Source organism: Bacillus sp. ISL-7 (genome assembly GCF_018613065.1).
Genome location: NZ_JAGGQW010000002.1, coordinates 37,343 through 56,566, shown reverse-complemented (window position 1 = coordinate 56,566; position 19,224 = coordinate 37,343). Strand labels below are relative to the sequence as shown.

Here is a 19,224-nt window from a genome sequence, read left to right as displayed (position 1 = left end):
GAATAGTAAAAAAGCGTCTAACCTTTAGGTTTAGACGCTTTTTTTAGTATTCTTCTTTTCGAATACAGCTTTTCTTGCTCAACCATTAACTCTGATAACTGCCGATATGAATGATATAGATTTGGTCTAGACATGATAAAACCTAACCGTTCTTCCACATTGACAGGTTTAAACTCAAATTTATAAGAGTTAAAAGGTTCATCCAGAGTTGCAGGCAATTCATTTGACCAAGACAAGAACTGAATAAACATTAAAATTCCCTTTTCCATCAACACTTTTGCGTTTTGATAATCTCGTTCACGAAATAATGCTTCGAGTTGGACCTTACTATTTTCCCATTCCTTCAATAGGCTGGAAATGTTCTCAACCTTTTTAACCACTGATAGATACCTGACCTTTCATCCGCTTTTTACCCTCCCTGCATAGCCCTACTAGTGGGCAGCTTGGACATTGTGGATTTTGGGCTTTACAATGATAGCGGCCGAAAAATATCAAGCGATGATGTGTAACTGACCATTCGTCTTTTGGGATCTTCCTCATTAATGTTTTTTCCACTTCGAGTACAGAATCCTTCCAACGGCAAATCCCTAAACGCTTACTCACTCTTTCAACGTGAGTATCTACTGCTATAGCAGGTACATTAAAAGCAACGGACACAACTACATTTGCTGTTTTCCTGCCCACACCAGGCAGCTTTGTTAACTCATCACGATCCATTGGGATTTCACCTTTATACTCTTCTAATACCATTCGGGAAAGGCTTTGAATGTTTTTAGCTTTATTTCGGTAAAGGCCAATCGAACGTATGTCGTTTTGTAATTCTTCTAGTGAAACCTCAAGATAATCCTCAGGTATTTTGTATTTTTCAAATAACGATTTAGTCACTTTATTTACGAGCACATCGGTACATTGTGCCGATAAGGCCACAGCAATGACTAGTTCGAATGGATTTGAATGATTTAATTCACAGTGGGCCTCTGGAAACATCGCACCCATTTGATCAAGGCAATAACGGATTTGGGTATTATTCAACATATCTATCACCTACTATTATTAAAATGAATAAAACGAGAGATAACTCCCTCGTTAATCAAATTATTGTTCTAACCAATTGTAAAAGGGCACAGTTGGTTGATGTGTTTCACCCTTCACAGTTCCATTAGGTGTTTGCTTTTGACGAAATTTAAGTCCATGGGTTTTCGCTTGCTCAATCGTTTTTATCCCATTTTTCTTCCACTCAAAAAGAATTCTATCAATATACCGGAAGTTTAATTTTCCAGACATTACAGCTTCCCGTAAAGCTGCTTTGATAATAATTGGGGCGTGATGATCATCATCCATCCACATGGCTAGGGATTCACATTCAAATGGAGATAACGGTCGGCCAAATTCCTTCTCAAAGCAAGTATAAAGGTCGGTTTCGTCTGCTTTCTTATCTGTTTCCTTATTACTTTTATTATTTTTCAAGAAATGTTCAACAAGTCTTTCCCATAAAGGGATGACAGAATACTTTTCATATCGGATACCTTCATTCGTATATTCATCGGTAATTTCGATAAAACCTCTTTGAATCAACTTTCTAAGCATTTCATTACATTCCGAAATGGAAATCGTCATTCGTGCCGATAACTCATCTGGTGTAGGGAATTCATGCCCCTTTTCTAAAAAGGTTAGTATATTTAATAAAAGAACAAGTTCAAATTCATTTAAATTTAGATTACGGTATTCAGAAAATAATAATGTTGGAACGGTGATATTACCTTCTTGAATCCATGCTAAAAAGTTTGTTTTCATCATTAGGACACCTCCAGTTAAGTATACCACGAACAAATTATCCGAGTAAGAGTTTTAGGCATCCATCTTTGGTAACTAAAAGCAAAAAGCCTGCAGACCTTAGCAGACTTTTTACGTTTTTAATTATTGACAATGCTTGATTTGGATGTAACAAATTGGTGGATTCTCTCCACTGCTTTTTCCAATAATTCTAAAGAAGTTGCATAGGAGAGTCGAATATTGTCAGGAGTTCCAAAGCCTGAACCTGGGATAACAGCGACTTTGGCATCGACCAGCAAGGCTTCAACAAAAGCATCAACATTTTGATATCCTGTCAATTCAGCAGCTTTTCTTACATTTGGATAAAGGTAAAATGCTCCTTGCGGTTTCACACATGTTACACCGGGAATCGCTACTAGTTTATCAAAAATTATTGATAATCTTTTTTCAAATGCCTGGCGCATATCTTCTACTGGCTGCTGTGAGCCATTGTAAGCAGCGATTGCTGCATACTGGGCTGTGGTTGTCGGATTAGATGTACTATGACTTGCGAGGTTTGTCATCGCCTCAATAATTACTTTATTTCCAGCCGCGTACCCGATTCTCCAACCTGTCATCGAATGTGATTTAGAAACGCCATTAATTACAATGGTTTGGTTTTTAAATTCTGGAGAAAGTTGTGCGATCGAAACATGTTTATTTTCCCCATAAACTAGCTTTTCATAAATTTCATCTGAAACAATGAGAATATTTTCCTCAAGACAAACTTTGCCTAACTCATAAAGTTCTTCTGCTGTATACAACACACCCGTTGGATTGCTAGGTGAATTAATTATAACAGCTTTCGTATTTTTCGTAATGGCGCTCTTTAATTGCTCTGGGGTTACTTTAAATTGATTTTGCTCTAATCCTTCGATATACACAGGAACGCCGCCTGCTAATTTGACTTGCTCTGGATAGCTGACCCAATATGGAGTAGGGATTATAACCTCATCCCCATCATTTAATAGGACTTGAAATAATGTATAAAGAACGTGTTTAGCTCCATTTCCTACAATGATTTCATTCAGTTTATATGTTAACCCTTGGTCCGCTTCAAATTTCTTAATAATTGCTTTTTTTAATGCAGGTAAGCCTGCTGATGGGGTATACTTCGTATGCCCTTCTTTCATAGATTGGGACGCAGCATCTAATATATATTGTGGAGTATTAAAGTCAGGTTCACCTGCTCCCAAACCGATAACGTCTTCACCTTGTTCCTTTAATTCCTTTGCTTTTGCAGTAATTGCTAATGTTGTTGAAGGTGTAAGTGCCTTCACACGATTTGCTAATTCCAATACCATAAATATTTCCTCCATTCTCCATTACATCTATAGGTTTTCGATTTTCTTTAGCCATTCACCTGTTTCAAAGTGAACATAGTAATAATTTATTAAATTATTATTAGAACGATAATATATTTCCCACAAGGGGATATTTTTTTCCATGCCAAGTCTTACTGAAATAACCTTTTTAGGACTTTTTTCTTGTAAAAGTTTCTGAATGGCTTCTTCTTTTGATAAACCATCCTTTGCTTTTTTCACGTAAACTTTTTTACTTTTTTCAGGAATCCAAACGATAATTTTTTCACCATTATTACTTTTTCCCTCAATGACATTAACAGTTTCTATGCCATTATATATATGAAAATCCTCAACTTCTTTTATAGATATTTCCTTTTTGGCTAGTGCAACCGCTTTTTTCTCTGCAGCTTTAACAGGATCCACAGATGTGAAATACACTTTTATTAATAAACCAAAAATCACTACTATAAATATTACTATAAATATAATCCACTTTTTCATAAGCACTCACTTCTTTATGTACGATAAATGGTAAAAATCGCTGTATTTTTATCTTCTTGATCAAGTGCCAATCCAAACATAAGATCTTTTTGCTTCAAGGTTCGATTAAGGGCATCAACAATTTTATACAAATCCGGACTGTGCTGGATTTTTACTGTTGATAACACTTCAATTTTACTTTCCATCCGTTTTCCTCCAATATTTGCCTATTTCTCTACAATAATTGATAAATCTCAACCATTATTATAACAGGTGGAAGCAAAAAGCGGGTCTGTGATTATATGAATTTTTCTAATTTTTTCTTAGTTATCCTCTTCGACAGGGATCGTTATTACTTCATAGTTTGAATCGGTGAATTTTATCGTGACGGTACCATGTTTTTTGGTAGTATAGATTTCTGACCAAGTTTCATGGAGATCGACAAGAATATCTGGGTCATGCTCCTCTTCTTCCGGTGCAAATAGAATCGAAATTTGCGGATTTAAATACTGGATTAATTTTTCAGATAAAGAGTCCTCCATTGCACAATTAGGAATCTTAAAAACATTAATATTTTCCAAGTTTTTCTTCATCAAGGTTTCCTCCGCATGTGGTGTAAATGAAGTCATCAGGAAAATGCGGTGATTAAAAAAATCCAGTGTCAAATCCATGCCCTCATTGGGTTCATTTCCAACAAATTGGACCACTGCAGTCAACTCCGGAAGAATGGTTTTTTTTGTTCCCTCACCCCAGGTGACGACTGCAGGTTTATTTGGTATGCCTAGTTTGTTTGTTATTTGGGCAGATAACTCCGGTGTTGTGATAATTTCTTTAATACTATACTTCGTTATTAGCTTATTGATTTGTTTTTCTGAAAGCTCCAGATTGTTCTTTGTAAGAATTAGCTTCGAAATTTTCTTCACATCATAAAGATAAAGCCATCCTTCCAATTCTGCATCCGTCTCTTTCCCGCCGGCATTTACCAAGATATTTTCACCATTTGAGCCTTGAATAAGGGTTGAATCACCTTCAGACAGGCCTAAAAAAGTAACAGCAACTTCATGATCCTTAATATTTAAGTCAATGTTTTCAATATTATTTACAGTAGTCGTCTTTGATGCCTCTACCATGAGTGTCGATTGAATGAATATGGACAGTAATAATAGTAAGGTTCTCATGATACACCTCCCATAATATAGGATGTGTTTTTTACCAAATATTATCCAGTATATTAAACAATTGGTCCGACTGATTTATTATAACCAAGAGTCAATAATTTCAGCTAAATCATCCATCTTCCCCTTTTTTATGGGAACATTGGGAATTGATTTCAAAAAGGCCTTACCATACTTGGTCGTTACAATTCTTTTATCAAAAACCACAATAATTCCACGGTCATTTTCCGTACGAATTAACCGACCAAATCCTTGTTTAAATCTTAGGACCGCTTCTGGCAGTGAGTATTCAGAAAAAGCATTACCCCCGCGTTTTTCGATTAACTGACATTTTGCCTCTGTTAAAGGTTCATCAGGGGGACTAAATGGCAGCCTAACAATTACAAGGCACGATAAGTCCTCACCAGGTATATCTACCCCTTCCCAGAAACTGCTTGTCCCTAGCAATAATGCCTTATCATATCTCTGGAAATTTCTAGTTAGCCTAGTTCGGCTGCCACTGGTTATCCCTTGGGCAATCATTGCATAGTCATGCAAAAAACCACTTTCTTTAATTAATTCATAGGTTTTCTTTAGCATGTCATAGGCGGTAAATAGAATCAGCATTCTTCCTTTTGTTGCCTCTGCAATTGTGATGATATGCTCAGTAATAGAAATGACATAATCTTCTAACGATACCGTGTTTATTTCTGGTAAGTCTTCAGGTATTAAGAGTTGTACCTGTTGATTATATTCAAATGGCGACGGAATGTTCAACTGTATCGTTGAAACTGGATCAAGTCCAATTTCTTTCATGATATAGTCAAATGATTTATTCACAGTCAAAGTAGCAGAAGTAACCACTACCGCTTTTTTAAGTTGAAAAAATTGTGCCTTTAGTTGGTCGGCCACAGATGCTGGCTGAGCTATAAAGGTTGTAACATTTTGCGGTGAACGAATATCTATTTCAATCCATTTTACATCGTTCGTTTTTTTAATAAAGGAATGAATAACCGTGTCTCTTAATTCTGATAGATCATTTAGAAAGGTTTGGATTTCTTCCATTTTATTTTCTTGGGAACGTGTTAACGAATTACTTTCCCTTTTGATCCATTCGAGTCGTTCAATAATGACTGAATGAAAATCCTTAAGTAAAAAGGCAAACCTTTCTGCACTATGTACAAGTGCCTTTTTTTCTTTTACCTCGTCTTGAAGAGAAAAGCGCACCTTGGCACGGTTAATTCCTCTTTTATTTGTAAGCTTGGCTTTTGCAAAAATTGCAATCAATTGAAAAAATTCGTCTGTTTCAAAAGCAAGGTCAACATTTATTTGATTTAACTTAGTTGCAGGTGCCATCATCTCAGGTTTCTTTGGTACAGAAGCAATTAGCTTCTCCAATTCATAAAAGAGCTGTTTTTGTTCTAAAACACCAAATTGACCCAATAAGAGCCGAGTGGATAAGTAATCTAATGTATGACCAAAAAACTGACTTGCTACTTTTTCAAAATGATGTCCTTCATCAATGATAGCGAAAGAAAAATCGGGCAAAATTGTGCCTTCTCCTTTAATATCACTTAATAGCAAAGAGTGATTGGTAATAATAATATCGGCAGTTTGCGCATTTCTTTTGGCCTTCAAATAAAAATCTCTTTCTTGCCAAGCCTGGTTCTGCATAAACATAGCGGGTTCGTTCTTAATTTTATTCCAGAATATTTGCCCGCCGCTTGATAGGTTTAACTCATCCCGATCACCTGTTTCAGTTTCAATCAGCCAAACAAGAATTTGCATTTTGGTTAACCCTGTATCGTAATTATCACTATCATCTGCAAGTGTCTGATTAAACTTTTCTAAACTAATATAATGATTCCTACCCTTTAGGAGAACAGAGTTAAGCTTAAAGGGCAAAATTTTATCTAAGATCGGGATTTCATTTTTTAGAATTTGTTCTTGTAACTGAATGGTATGCGTGCTTACAACTATAGGAAGCTCCTTTTGCCTTGAAAAGTAGGCAATCGGCAGCAGGTACCCAAGTGATTTTCCGACACCGGTTCCAGCTTCAATCAATGTATGGTTTTCATTTTGAAAGGATTGATACACAGTATCCATCATGGTAAATTGGCCTGTCCTCTTCTCAAAGGCTGCAAAGGCTTGTTTTACTAGCTCGGTTTTTTCATCCTCACTTGCAGGATATTGATATTCTTTACCTTCATCCTTCGTTCCTGACTGCTCAGAAAGCCTTTTTAAGGCTATCCCCTTAAAAATCTCGAACGACTCCGAAAATTGTTCAATCGAGTCATCTTTGTTTACGAGTATTTCATCAAGAAACTGCTGTAGATCACTTTTGAGACCGCCAGAAAGATGTGCAAGCTGTTTTAGCGTTACTCTAGGTAAGGATGTCAAACGATTTAAAAGAATTAAGAAAAGCTCAGCAGTTACCTGTGCATCACTATCAGCTTGGTGGGGGCGATCATGATTAAGATTTTCTTTCTCTGCTAAATCCGATAACTTATAACCATCAGCTGTCGGATAAAGTATTCTTGCCATTTCCACCGTATCAAGAACAGGGCCAAAGAACCCTTCCTGACCCGATTGGATTAATTCTTCCTGAAGAAAAGACAAGTCAAATAACACATTATGTGCAACAAAATAAGCCCCATCCAGTAAAGCCGTGACCTTTTCTGCTATTTCCGAAAATAGGGGAGCATCCTTCACCATGTCATCATTTAAGCCGGTCAATTCTTCAATAAATATTGGAATGGATTTTTTCGGATTTATTAATGACGAAAATTTTTCTGTGATTTTTCCATTTTCAATGATCACAGCAGCAAATTGGATGATTTTGTCACCCTTTTTTGGAATGTTTCCCGTTGTTTCCAAATCAATTACGACGAATTTATTTATCATTTCATTAACACCCCAAACCTTCGTTCATTAGAACGGTATCACATTATCTTCAAAAGAAAAAGTAAACAATACTAGGATGCTTCCCATTCTACCATTATCTTTACGATCTTTTTTATATTTATTATATAAAACAGTCGTAAAAAAAGAAAAATCCCCTAAATTGGGGATTACATGATGGTTAGAGCTGGTTCTGCATAGATTAGTTCTTTAATCCGATTGTCTTCATCCATGATCGCTACTTTAGGTTTATGTGCTGCTACCTTTTCTTCAGCAATAAGGGCGTAGGAAATGATAATAACGATATCACCTTTTTGAACCAAGCGGGCAGCTGCACCATTTAAACAAATGACACCACTACCTCTCTCGCCAGGAATAATATAGGTCTCTAGACGCGCACCATTGTTATTGTTAACAATTTGCACCTTTTCATTTGCAATCATTCCAACTGCATCTAATAAGTCCTCATCAATCGTGATACTGCCTACATAATTTAGATTAGCCTCTGTAACAGTTGCTCGATGGATTTTTCCGTTCATCATGTTGCGAAACATTATATTCCTCCCCCGTTCTCTTTTTTCTATCAATCTAAATTCGTAATGTAATTGTCTATTAATCGTACCTTCGTAAATTTTACAGCCAGTGCAATAATAATTGTACCCTCTAATTTTTCCAGTTGCTTTAATTGTGGATAGGAGTAGATTTGGACATAATCAATTGTACCCGTTGATTCATTGGTAATCATTTCACTAATCATACTAATTAATTTCGCTGGATTTCGCTCACCTTCATTAATTGCTGCCACTGCAGCTTGAAGGCTGTGATACATTACAGGAGCTTCTTGTCTTTCCTTGGGCAGAAGATTAACATTCCGTGAACTCTTAGCAAGTCCATCATTTTCACGAACGATATCGACTGCAATAAGTTCCACAGGAATATTAAAATCAGAAACTAACCCTTCAAGAACTGCCACCTGCTGGGCATCTTTTTTTCCAAAATAAGCTCTTGTTGGCATGATAATGTTAAAGAGTTTTGTTATTACTGTAGCGACGCCATCAAAATGGCCTGGGCGTGATTTCCCACATAAAACATCCGTGCGATCACGGACGTTAACTTTAACCGAAGGCTCGTTTGGATACATTTCCTCAACGGATGGATGGAAAAGAAAATCGACCATTTCACTTTCAGCCAAGGCGCAATCACGATCAAGATCACGCGGGTATTCAGCATAATCCTCTTTTGGTCCAAATTGTAATGGGTTAACAAAAATGCTTAGAACAACGATATCATTATCTTGTCTTGCTTTATTTAAAAGTGTTAAATGACCTTCATGCAAAAATCCCATTGTTGGTACAAAGCCAATCGATTTTTCTTGAAGCTTATGTTTATTTATTATTGCCTGCATTTCCATAATGGTTGAGATAACCTTCATTTCGTACCTCCATAAAGCCCTTTCAGTTCCTGTTCCTTCATTGTGAAAGAATGTTTTTCTTCAGGAAACCGTTCATTTTTAACGTCAGCTGCATAGGCTTGAATTGATTCAATCATAAATGGATTGACAGCATGATATTGTTTGACGAACTTCGGTACGCGATTAACGCCATAGCCCAGAATATCATGATAAACGAGAACTTGACCATCGACCGCAACTCCGGCCCCAATACCAATAACTGGAATAGAAATCATTTGGGCAACTTCCTCTGCCAGTTGTTTTGGTACACATTCAAGAACGATAGCAAAGGCACCGGCTTCTTCACATTTCTTTGCATCTTGGAGTAATTTCCTTGCTGCTTGGGCATCTTTCCCTTGTACTCTATATCCACCTAATACACCTACAGATTGAGGAGTTAACCCTAAATGGGCACAGACAGGAATACCGGCTCTAGTTAAAGCAGTAATTTTTTCAATAACATCATCTGCACCTTCTAGTTTAACCGCATGTGCACCCGTTTCTTGTATTAGTCTGGCAGCATTTAATAATGTATCTCGAACAGATAAATGATAAGTTAGAAACGGCATATCAGCGAGAATAAAGGTATCTTTTGCTCCACGTTTTACAGCTTTTGTATGATGGATCATGTCGTCAAGCGTTACTGGTATGGTTGAGTCATAACCAAGGACTACCATCCCAAGAGAGTCTCCCACCAATATAACGTCAACTCCGCCCTCTTCAGCCTGCTTAGCCGAAGGGTAATCATACGCGGTTAACATAACGATTTTTTCATTATTTTCCTTCATTTTCAAGAAATCTGTTGTTTGCTTCATCAATTTTCCCTCCTTTTATATGGGAGAGGGGATAAAAAGATTTTAAAAGAGCAAATAAAAAGATCCTTCTGAAGGCAGAGGATCCCAGTTACACTTTTAACATGCTTCATCCCTCTGTCCCGGTCCGCTATACGGATCTAGGCAGAAACCTTATTAATTGTTAGTTTCGTAAAGGTGCAGTTCTCATTGGATACTGCCCATTGGATAGAATTATAACAAATTCTACGAAAAGTTCAAGCTTTTAAAACTCAATATCCGCAGAATAGATATGATGAATCGTACCGGTCAAATCCTCTAACTGCAGCACTCCATCATTGGTTATTCCTAGTGCTTTTCCTTCAATGGTATTCGTAAGGGTTCTAGCTTTTATGTATTTTCCGATACTGCCGGCATAACCCTCCCATAAAAGCTTTATTGGAAGAAATCCTTGTTCTAGATACAGCGTATATAATTTTTCAAAGTGTTTGAAAATAGATCTAATTAACTCTGCTCTCGAAACAGTTTCTCCATCCTCGATAAATAGGGAAGTAGCTATTTCTTGAAGTTCTAACGGGAAATCTTCTTTCTTCTGATTCACATTTATACCAATTCCTATGATAATTGAATGAACAAGGTCGGCCTCCGCTTGTAATTCCGTTAATATTCCCGTTACTTTCTTTCCGTTAATAAGAATATCATTCGGCCATTTTATTTCCGGAATAAGGTCTGTCATTTCTTCAATGGCTTGAACAATCGCAACTGCTGCGAGCAATGTCAATTGTGGCGCATTGCTTAGGGGTATATTTGGACGTATAATCATACTCATCCATATACCTGTATATTTTGGAGAATGCCATTTTCGGGCCATTCTACCCCTGCCTGACAACTGCTCTTCTGCGATGATGACCGTGCCTTCCGGGGCATCTTCTGAAGCAAAGTGATGGGCAAGCTTTTGGGTAGACTCCACACTTTCTACATAATGGATATTTCTCCCTATAAAGTTTGTGGTTAAGCCAAGCCTTACCTCATCTGCAGTCACTTTTTCAGGAGTTTTTAGAATCCGGTAACCTTTGTTTCTAACGGCTTCTAATTCAAATCCTTCCTTCCTTAATTCCTCAATATGCTTCCATACTGCCGTCCTTGAGCAGCCAATGAGTTCTGCTAGATGCTGCCCTGATAAAAAGGTTTCACCTGCAGTTGTAAAGGCATCAATTAATTCTTTTCTTATTTCTGATTGCACTTCATTAGCCACTCCTTGATCTTTTCTTTGTCGTTATCTAGATTTCCGGCTAGAATATTTTCTTCGATGGTTAAAAGCGTCTCCTTAAGCCATGGTCCACCTCTTTTATTGAACCAATCCATTACGTCATTTCCAGTCACATTCATTTCTGAACGGTCTTTTATCGGCAGGGTTTCATACAGCTTAATCAAATGTTCAATCGATTGAACTTCGTTGGTCCCATTAATAACATGGTAGAGCTTTTCCGTTGATAGGATATGTTCACGACCAGCAGAATATAGGTGATATATGGTCCAATCTTGTTCAAGTCTTTTTGTAAGGAAATGAACAACTTGTTGAATCTCTCTTATTTCCTTAAGTGCAAGCCGCCACTCTTTTAAAAATAACTCTATCTCTTTTTCTTTTAAATTTATACAGAAAATTAAGAGTGACCACATTTCATTTTTATTAAGATTCCCACTTTTAAAACTACGGAACTCCTCTAATTGCTGCCTCTTTCCCTTCAAACCTGGCAAATAAGAATAAATATTTGCTTCAAGGAGAATATTCAACGCTTTAGTCTTATTTTTACCAATTAAGAGTTTCTCAAACTCCGCCCTTTTTCTCTCTACAGCAATGTTATCAAGCAAGTGAACAAGCTTTGCTAATGCTTGAACCGTACCGCTTTCGATCTGAAAAGAGAGTTGGCTTACAAACCTAACTGCTCTCATCATTCTTAAGGCGTCTTCTTGGAAGCGGTCATTCGGACTTCCAACTGTTTGAATTATTCTTTCTTGAATGGCTATAAATCCATTAAATGGGTCAATTAATTTTCTATTTCTGTCCATTGCAATAGCATTCATTGTAAAATCTCTGCGCTGTAAATCCTCTTTTAAGTTGCGGATAAAGGTAACCTCTTTGGGTCTTCGATAATCTTGATAGTCTGATTCGGTCCTAAAGGTGGTAATTTCATATCCTCCATTATTTACAAGAACGAGAACTGTTCCATGTTCGATTCCAATGTCCACTGTTTTTGGAAAAATCCTTTTCACTTCATCGGGGGTTGCGCTTGTTGCAATATCAACGTCATTAATCTCTCGTTTTAACAGAAAATCTCTAACGGAGCCACCAACAAAATAGGCTTCAAAGCCAGCATCCTCCAGCTTTTTTAATACAGGACTTGCTGCTAAAAATGGGTCAATCATTTACTTCACCTTAATTCAGTAAATTAAAATATATTTGTTCATATTGTTCAACAATTTGGTCAGCCTTAAATTTAGTTTTTGCTGTCTCCACAGATTGTTTGGAAAATTGCTGATGAAGGTCCTGATCAACTAAAATGGCTAATGACTTATTAGAGATATCGTCGATGTCGCCTACTTCACAAATAAATCCATTCATTCCATGATTAATAACTTCTGGTACACCACCAACATTCGTACCGACACAAGGAACTCCACATGCCATCGCCTCTAATGCAACAAGTCCAAAGCTTTCCTTTTCCGATAATAACAGCATTAAATCACTGATGGAGTACAATTCCTCTAGGCTCTCTTGTTTACCTAAGAAAATGACTTGATCTTCTAGTCCAAACTCTCTGACAAGTTTACAGATGATGGTCATTTCAGGGCCATCACCGACCAATAGTAGCTTGGCTGGCATTACAGCTGCAATCTTTGCAAAGGACTTTACTACATCTTGTACCCGTTTCACTGGACGGAAATTGGAAACGTGAATAATTACCCTTTCATCTTCTTTTATCCCAAATTCTGACTTTAAAGCACGTGCATCACTTTTTTTATAAATGCGGTCATCAATAAAGTTATACACTGTTTCAATTTGTTTATCTGGATTGATCAACTCATAGGTTTGGTCCACTAAAGCCTTGGAAACTGCTGTTACCACATCCGATTTTTCAATTCCAAATTTAATCGCATCTGTCAAAGAAGGATCATACCCCAAAACCGTTATATCGGTACCATGTAATGTTGTGACAATTTTAATATCTCGATGGCTCATTTGCTTTGCTAGTATTGCACATACAGCGTGAGGAATAGCATAGTGGACGTGTAGCAGATCTAATTTTTCCCGATTAGCCACTTCCGCCATTTTACTTGCTAAGGCGATATCGTAAGGTGGGTACTGAAACACGGAATATTGATTCACTTCAACCTGATGATAATAGATATTATGGTACATTTTATTTAATCTAAATGGGATACTTGATGAGATGAAATGAATTTCATGTCCCTTTTCAGCGAGCATTTTCCCTAATTCCGTCGCTACTACACCTGAACCACCTACTGTCGGATAGCAAGTAATACCAATTTTAAGTTTCCTCATGTTTATTCTCCTATCAAATCACGATTCAAAAGGATTGGAACTTTCGTTTTGAACCCTTCAGCAAATGTAACACCAACCAACTTACCAAACATTCTTTCCCTTGACTCAACAGTTTCAATATACCCATTTACAAGCGGAGTACTATAGCTTTCTTCTGTTTGCTCGAATTGGCTTTTGTACTCCCTCAATGCTTGGAGTTTTTTATCCATATATTGAGTAATATCAATGGTGAAATCTGGATTATGAAAACCATTAATCATATAAAAATAAACTCTTTCCACCCGATGTGCAGGTTCATTACCTTCTGTTACATATTTTCTTATGGCAGATGAAAAAACAGCTTCCTCCACTAAACTAGCACAATGACCATGGTCAGGATGGCGGTCTTCAAAATAAGGTGCAAACACACTGTGAGGCTTGTATGTTCTAATAATCCTTGCAATCTCTCTTATGTATTCGTCTTTAAGAAATAATCCTCTATCTGGAAAACCCAGTGATGTACGCATAGAGACGTTTAGTATCCCTGCAGCCTTTGCCGCCTCCTCTTTTCTTAGGGGTACATTCCCATTTGAAGAAAGGTCGGCATCTGTTAAGTCACAGATACCAACTTGTTTCCCTTGGGAGGTCAATTTAGCAATCGTTCCAGCCATGCCAATCTCGACATCGTCCGCATGTGCACCAAATGCAAGGACATGAAGGTGCTGATTAATCATTGATTGCACCATTCTCTTTATTTAGATTTCTCCACTCAATAAGCCCCAGTTCTAGGCCTCTAATTAATAATTCTGCAGTTCCCATATTAGTAGCAAGTGGAATCGAGTATACATCACATAGTCTAACCAATGCTGTTACATCTGGTTCATGTGGCTGTGATGTTAATGGGTCACGGAAGAAGAAAACAGCATCCATTTTATTTTGGGCAATCATTGCTCCGATTTGCTGGTCACCGCCAAGGGGTCCAGATTGAAAACGAGTTATACTTAGACCCGTTGCCTCACTAATTCGCTGTCCAGTTGTCCCAGTCGCAAATAATGTATGCTTCGAAAATATATTTTGATAAGCAGTCGCGAACTGAACCAAATCATTTTTCTTTTTATCATGAGCTATTAAGGCAATATTCATATATTTACTCCCTACTCTAAAATATTTTCTAGTCCATAAACAAAAGTATTATGTGTCATTACAGATTCTACTGCCACTTTTACACCCGACATAAAAGAGCCGCGATGGTATGAATCATGCCTTATTGTTAGAGTCTGACCATCAGATCCAAATAAAACCTGTTGGTGGGCAACAAGTCCAGGCAAGCGTACCGAGTGAATATGCATTCCATCGAACGTTGCACCCCGCGCACCTTGGATCGTTTCTTTCTCATTTGGGTGCCCCTGATTTTTTTCCTCACGAACTGCAGAAATCATTTCTGCTGTTTTTACAGCTGTTCCTGAAGGAGCATCCAGTTTTTGATCGTGATGCAATTCAATAATTTCTATATCGTTAAAATATTTCGCAGCCATTTGTGAGAATTTCATCATTAACACAGCACCAATGGCAAAATTCGGAGCAATAATACATCCCAGTTTTTTCTCATGACAAATATGTTCTAATTCCTCTAAATCTCTTGCAGTAAAACCTGTTGTTCCAACCACCGGTCGAACATTGTTTGTAAGTGCAGTTTTTGCGTGATGCATGCCCACCTCAGGTGTGGTTAGATCAATCAAGACATCCGCATGGACATTTTGCAGACATGTTTCGATATTTTTATAAACGGGTACGTTATGTATTGAATGAAAGCCTTCCAAGTCGCTAAGCATCATTCCATCATATTTATGATCCACAACAGCTAAAAGTTCAAAATGATCAATATTCGTTACTAACTTCACTGCTTCACTGCCCATTCGGCCGCGGGGACCAGCGATGATAATTTTAATTTGTTCCATAAAGTTCACTCCATTTTTTCTTCATTAATTCTTGTCCACCGATTTTTGTCTCTTGTCTTAAATTTTTCCATTACATAATTATGTGCATCTTCTAAGCTGATATTTAAAGAGTTAGCAAAACAAATTAATACAAATAAAAGATCACCAAGTTCTTCTTCGATGGCCTTTTCAGTTTCACTTGTTTTTTTGGGTTTCTCACCATAATAATGGTTAACTTCTCTAGCAAATTCCCCTAGTTCTTCTGTAAGTCTTGCTAGCATCGCAAGCGGACTGAAATACCCCTCTTTAAATTGACTAATGTACAAATCTACTTCTTGCTGAAGGTCTTTCATCGTCTTTTCTTTGGCCATGTATTTCACCTCATCAATAAGACTGATAATTATGTCCATATCCTTATTCTATTGTTTATGTTAGCTAAATTAACGACGATTTACAAATGTTTTCATTTATATTACCCTCTTTTACTGTACTCATTGCCCTAACATTTTTTATTCGATATAATAAAAACCGCCATATAAGAGAATTTATGGTAGAGGGGGGTTATTAATGTTACATGGTCTTAAAGTAAAAAACATATTATTTATCCTATTGGGAGCAGCGATAATGTCGTTTGGCCTTGTCAATTTTAATATGCAAAACAAATTGGCAGAAGGCGGCTTCACAGGCATCGCACTTCTATTTTATTTCTTGTTTAAATGGGATCCATCCTATTCAAATCTATTCTTAAATATACCACTTTTTTTTATTGGGTGGAAATTGTTAGGACGTAATACATTTTTATATACGATATTAGGGACAGTCGGGGTGTCCATTTTTTTATGGATATTTCAACGCTATTCCATTGATATGCCACTTCAAAGTGATTTAACATTAGCTGCATTATTTGCAGGGGTTTTTACAGGCATTGGTTTAGGCGTGATCTTCCGTTATGGAGGAACTACAGGAGGAGTAGATATTATTGCTAGGCTTGTCCAAAAATATGCAGGCTGGAATATGGGAAAAACAATGTTCTTGTTTGATGCATGTGTTATCGCTTTATCTTTGGTAACATACTTAAATTATAAACAAGCAATGTACACACTCGTAGCTGTGTTTATCGGCGCTAGAGTAATTGATTTCATGTTAGAAGGTGCTTATTCAGCGCGAGGAGCTATGATTATTTCGGAAAAGAACGAGCAAATTGCCTCTAAGATTATGGAAGAAATGGACCGAGGAGTAACAGTCCTAAAGGGATACGGCTCTTACACTAAAAGTGAGCGTGAAGTCTTATATTGTGTTGTCGCAAAAAATGAAATAGTCAGTTTAAAAAATGTAATAACTTCAGTTGATCCCCATGCATTTGTCTCCATCACAATTGTTCATGATGTCCATGGAGAAGGTTTCACACTCGATGAAAATAAAATGCCTTTAGTAGACTAAAAAAGCAATGTCCGCGTTTGGACATTGCTTTTTCTTAACTTTTAAATCAATCCTTTAAATCTCTCGAACGGTCTTTTTTCATATTCTTGTCACCTTGATACTTTCTCCAGCCAACATAGGATAATGTCATGATAATAATGCTTCCTGTCGAAATAATGACCCACCAAATGTTTGGATCTGCCTCATCCTCTTCCATGTTAGAAAAGAGATTAACTAAGTCCGTATCAAGTTTTTCCAACTCCTGTTGGCTTTTAGAATCATTTACAACTTGGGAACGGTATTCATTAATAAAATCTATCCGTGCGTCTAGTCTTTGAACATTTTCTACAGACACATCAATTTTCATACTCGGATAGATCACGTTATACAAGGATAAAAAGGAGTTAAAGTTTGAATGAAAGTGCCCTGAATCACCCTTAATTGCCGCATCTTTTGCTTGATGAAAAGCTGTCATTATTTGATCTTCCATTTCAATCCATAATGGTTGGTGACTTGTTGCAATGGCATCAATGACAAGACGAAATTTGACTAATTTATTTATTCGTTCCTCATATTTCATGTTGGAACTAACTGCTGCTTCCACTGCTTCATCATGGGAGGTATTAATTATTCTTACTTCATCCATTGTTAGCGACGGTTCATTACCAGTAATGCTTGTGAATTGATCCGAAAAATAATCAAGCAGTCTTTTAGCGTCTTCATATCTATGAAACTTCACCATTTGGAGAGCTTCATCTGATATATCATCAAGCTTCTCCATAGGAGATTGTTGTTCTGCATTTACAGTTATGGGAGTAAGCATCATGATAATTGCAAAGAAAAAAAACCATTTGTTTCTCAATCCTTGTCCCCCCTTTCATTACTAATAAAATGTATGTAGGGGTGGACAAGGTTAGACCATCTGGGATTATTTTATTTCAAGTTTGTAACTTTTGGGACGAATTGAAAAATAATAGGCAAGTCCAATCGAAAGAATCGAAAGCCAGAAAGTAAAATAGCCAATTTGTGGTGTATAGCGATCAAGCATATGATAGCTTGGCAACATGAAAAAAACATAATCAATAACATCATTATGTAGTGTCCAAATAGCTGTTAGAATTAAATGCCGCCACTTAAATCTGTAAAATGGAGCATATAAAATACCTTGAACAGCCATTGCGAAATGAGACAAGATTAACATATAGCCAACCGCATCTAGTTCTCCTTGAACAAAATAGACAAGGATATTCATGACTACTGCCCAGATTCCATATTTAAAGAGAGTGACAATTGCTAGCGCCTCTATTAAGGGCCAGTTTCTCCGTAATAGAAAGGCAACTAGAACAAAAACAAAAAATAAACTAGCCGTCGGGCTGTCAGGAACAAACAACAGAAAAATAGCAGGTGTCTCCTTTAGTTGCCACCCATACCAGTAGTACCCATAAATTGTTCCGGCAATATTAACAATCAATAACAGCTTCATTATCGATCGATTTGCTAAGAGAGGATAAATCCAACGCACAAAAACTCTCCTTTTATGTTTGTTTTTTTATCATGAAGAAAAAAGCTGACGATCTTTCGTCAGCTTTTTATCATTCGATTATTACTTACCAAGGTTTGCTATGAATTCGGAAAGTGTTTTGAGTTCCTCATCTGTACCTTTAAAGATACCAGGTGGCATTTTACCGCCTTTACCTTCCTTGGCAATCTTTGCAATATCTTCTGGTTTTAAGCCTGTACCGACTAGTGCGGGTGCACCAGCACCGCCTGAAAGGTTTTCACCATGACAAGTAATACATGTATTCGCACTAGCTATTTTATAGCCGGCACTTGATTTATCAATATCTACTTTTGCAACAATTTTACCTTGGCGTTCAGCAGCTGCCCAATCATGTGTCGCAACAGATTGCCAAGTTAAATATACGGTGGCAGCTAGTGCCAATAGCATAGCTGCAGTTGCAATCGGACGCTTCATTGGACGTCGTTCCGGACCAGAATCGAGAAACGGAGCTAATAATAACCCTCCAAAAGCAAGTCCTGGTATAATCATTGCTCCGATTACAGTGTATGGACCAGATGCAAATGTATATTTCAATAATTGATACAAGAACAAGAAATACCAGTCAGGTAATGGAATGTACCCAGTATCAGTTGGGTCCGCTATCCTTTCAAGCGGAGCCGGATGGGCTACTGTTAAACATAAAAAGCCGATAAGAAATACTGCTCCTACCATCCATTCTTTCAAAAGGAAGTTAGGCCAAAACGCCTCTGTTTTACCAGGGTATTCAGAGTAATCTTTCGGAATCATCTTTTTTCGTTCAGATGGTGCTAAAACACGTGAATCACCAACGAACTTTAAACCTTTACCGCGATGCATCGAGCAATCCCCCTCCTTTTTCCGTAGTTAATAGAAATAAACTGCGATTAGAATA

The 19,224-nt window shown here is 37.2% G+C and carries 22 protein-coding genes; 1 reads left to right on the top strand and 21 read right to left on the bottom strand.

Annotated elements, in window-relative coordinates; translation table 11 throughout:
- Positions 1-17: 17 nt before the first annotated feature.
- The 18 genes from J7E66_RS00925 to J7E66_RS00840 form a co-directional block, all read right to left on the bottom strand.
- Complete coding sequence (locus tag J7E66_RS00925; RefSeq protein ID WP_214997594.1) at positions 18-380, bottom strand: YpoC family protein; 363 nt, start codon at positions 378-380, stop codon at positions 18-20.
- Positions 373-1,035 (bottom strand): endonuclease III, encoded by a 663-nt coding sequence (nth, locus tag J7E66_RS00920; RefSeq protein WP_214997593.1) that lies wholly within the window; start codon positions 1,033-1,035, stop codon positions 373-375. Before nth ends, J7E66_RS00925 begins: the two co-directional genes overlap by 8 nt.
- 60 nt (positions 1,036-1,095) lie before the next feature.
- A complete protein-coding gene (locus tag J7E66_RS00915; RefSeq protein ID WP_214997592.1) occupies positions 1,096-1,797 on the bottom strand; it encodes a DnaD domain-containing protein in 702 nt (233 codons plus the stop codon).
- Positions 1,798-1,913: 116 nt separating this feature from the next.
- Positions 1,914-3,110 (bottom strand): pyridoxal phosphate-dependent aminotransferase, encoded by a 1,197-nt coding sequence (locus J7E66_RS00910; RefSeq protein WP_214997632.1) that lies wholly within the window; start codon positions 3,108-3,110, stop codon positions 1,914-1,916.
- A 33-nt stretch (positions 3,111-3,143) separates the two neighbouring features.
- Positions 3,144-3,617: a cell wall elongation regulator TseB-like domain-containing protein gene (locus J7E66_RS00905; RefSeq protein ID WP_214997590.1), complete on the bottom strand. Its 474-nt coding sequence runs from the start codon at positions 3,615-3,617 to the stop codon at positions 3,144-3,146.
- 14 nt (positions 3,618-3,631) lie between these two features.
- Positions 3,632-3,802: a YpmA family protein gene (locus J7E66_RS00900; protein ID WP_088088772.1), complete on the bottom strand. Its 171-nt coding sequence runs from the start codon at positions 3,800-3,802 to the stop codon at positions 3,632-3,634.
- A 117-nt stretch (positions 3,803-3,919) separates the two neighbouring features.
- The gene (locus tag J7E66_RS00895; RefSeq protein ID WP_214997589.1) at positions 3,920-4,774 is read right to left on the bottom strand and encodes a ComEC/Rec2 family competence protein; all 855 of its coding nucleotides are present in this window, start codon (positions 4,772-4,774) and stop codon (positions 3,920-3,922) included.
- Between the two features lie 78 nt (positions 4,775-4,852).
- Entirely contained in the window at positions 4,853-7,654 is a 2,802-nt protein-coding gene (dinG, locus tag J7E66_RS00890; protein WP_214997588.1) for an ATP-dependent DNA helicase DinG, read from the bottom strand.
- A gap of 167 nt (positions 7,655-7,821) precedes the next feature.
- A complete protein-coding gene (gene panD / locus J7E66_RS00885; protein ID WP_214997587.1) occupies positions 7,822-8,205 on the bottom strand; it encodes an aspartate 1-decarboxylase in 384 nt (127 codons plus the stop codon).
- A 29-nt stretch (positions 8,206-8,234) separates the two neighbouring features.
- On the bottom strand, positions 8,235-9,083 hold the full coding sequence (gene panC / locus J7E66_RS00880) for a pantoate--beta-alanine ligase (protein ID WP_214997586.1): 849 nt from the start codon (positions 9,081-9,083) through the stop codon (positions 8,235-8,237).
- A complete protein-coding gene (gene panB / locus J7E66_RS00875) occupies positions 9,080-9,916 on the bottom strand; it encodes a 3-methyl-2-oxobutanoate hydroxymethyltransferase (protein WP_214997585.1) in 837 nt (278 codons plus the stop codon). The genes panC and panB overlap by 4 nt, the downstream gene beginning before the upstream one ends.
- Positions 9,917-10,157: 241 nt before the next feature.
- Positions 10,158-11,135, bottom strand: a complete 978-nt coding sequence (locus J7E66_RS00870; RefSeq protein WP_214997584.1) for a biotin--[acetyl-CoA-carboxylase] ligase — start codon at positions 11,133-11,135, stop codon at positions 10,158-10,160.
- Positions 11,120-12,319 (bottom strand): CCA tRNA nucleotidyltransferase, encoded by a 1,200-nt coding sequence (locus J7E66_RS00865; RefSeq protein WP_214997583.1) that lies wholly within the window; start codon positions 12,317-12,319, stop codon positions 11,120-11,122. Before J7E66_RS00865 ends, J7E66_RS00870 begins: the two co-directional genes overlap by 16 nt.
- A 10-nt stretch (positions 12,320-12,329) precedes the next feature.
- A complete protein-coding gene (gene bshA / locus J7E66_RS00860; protein ID WP_214997582.1) occupies positions 12,330-13,457 on the bottom strand; it encodes an N-acetyl-alpha-D-glucosaminyl L-malate synthase BshA in 1,128 nt (375 codons plus the stop codon).
- A 2-nt stretch (positions 13,458-13,459) separates the two neighbouring features.
- Positions 13,460-14,170, bottom strand: coding sequence for a bacillithiol biosynthesis deacetylase BshB1 (gene bshB1, locus J7E66_RS00855; protein ID WP_214997581.1), 711 nt, complete (start codon positions 14,168-14,170; stop codon positions 13,460-13,462).
- Positions 14,163-14,579, bottom strand: a complete 417-nt coding sequence (gene mgsA / locus J7E66_RS00850) for a methylglyoxal synthase (protein WP_168244905.1) — start codon at positions 14,577-14,579, stop codon at positions 14,163-14,165. The genes bshB1 and mgsA overlap by 8 nt, the downstream gene beginning before the upstream one ends.
- Before the next feature lie 11 nt (positions 14,580-14,590).
- Complete coding sequence (gene dapB, locus J7E66_RS00845; protein ID WP_214997580.1) at positions 14,591-15,394, bottom strand: 4-hydroxy-tetrahydrodipicolinate reductase; 804 nt, start codon at positions 15,392-15,394, stop codon at positions 14,591-14,593.
- Positions 15,395-15,399: 5 nt separating this feature from the next.
- Entirely contained in the window at positions 15,400-15,744 is a 345-nt protein-coding gene (locus J7E66_RS00840; RefSeq protein WP_214997579.1) for a nucleotide pyrophosphohydrolase, read from the bottom strand.
- Positions 15,745-15,940: 196 nt separating this feature from the next.
- Between J7E66_RS00840 and J7E66_RS00835 the strand changes: the two genes are divergently transcribed.
- Entirely contained in the window at positions 15,941-16,813 is an 873-nt protein-coding gene (locus J7E66_RS00835; RefSeq protein ID WP_214997578.1) for a YitT family protein, read from the top strand.
- A 46-nt stretch (positions 16,814-16,859) separates the two neighbouring features.
- Here the strand turns inward: J7E66_RS00835 and ypjB are convergent, their stop codons facing one another.
- From ypjB to J7E66_RS00820, 3 genes are all read right to left on the bottom strand, one after another.
- Positions 16,860-17,654: a sporulation protein YpjB gene (gene ypjB / locus J7E66_RS00830; protein ID WP_251032678.1), complete on the bottom strand. Its 795-nt coding sequence runs from the start codon at positions 17,652-17,654 to the stop codon at positions 16,860-16,862.
- A gap of 66 nt (positions 17,655-17,720) precedes the next feature.
- Positions 17,721-18,314: a lipoprotein heptaprenylglyceryl N-acetyltransferase LhaT gene (lhaT, locus tag J7E66_RS00825; protein WP_214997577.1), complete on the bottom strand. Its 594-nt coding sequence runs from the start codon at positions 18,312-18,314 to the stop codon at positions 17,721-17,723.
- Positions 18,315-18,395: 81 nt separating this feature from the next.
- Positions 18,396-19,169 carry a menaquinol-cytochrome c reductase cytochrome b/c subunit gene (locus tag J7E66_RS00820; RefSeq protein ID WP_214997576.1) on the bottom strand — a complete coding sequence of 258 codons (774 nt, stop codon included), beginning with the start codon at positions 19,167-19,169 and terminating at the stop codon, positions 18,396-18,398.
- Positions 19,170-19,224: the final 55 nt, after the last annotated feature.